This window comes from Methylobacterium sp. C33D (assembly GCF_053345825.1).
On record NZ_JBKFAV010000138.1, the window covers coordinates 1 to 395 of the forward strand.

General features: G+C 73.9%; 1 pseudogene. It reads left to right on the forward strand.

The window, feature by feature from the left end:
- A pseudogene (gene cpsB, locus ACLBXO_RS31745) lies at positions 1 to 395 on the forward strand (mannose-1-phosphate guanylyltransferase/mannose-6-phosphate isomerase); the annotation flags it as partial.

Here is a 395-nt window from a genome sequence, read left to right on the forward strand (position 1 = left end):
ACTTCCTGTTCCGGGCCGACCTGATGCTGGCCGAGCTGGAGGCGTTCGTCCCCGCGGTGCTGGCGGCCGCGCGCGCGGCCCTGGAGGCGGCGGTGACCGACCTCGACTTCGTGCGCCTCGACGCGGCGGCGTTCGCGCAGGCGCCCAAGATCTCGATCGACTACGCGGTGATGGAGCGGACCGCCCGGGCCGGGGTGCTGCCGGTGTCGTTCGCGTGGTCGGATGTCGGCACCTGGGACGCGGTCTGGCAGGTGCTGGACCACGACGCGGCCGGCAACGCCGTGCGCGGCCGGGTCTCGCTGATCGGCACGCGGAACAGCCTCGTGCACAGCCAGGGCGAGGGCCTGACCGCGGTGGTGGGCCTGGAGGACGTGGTGGTGGTCTCCACCCCCGAC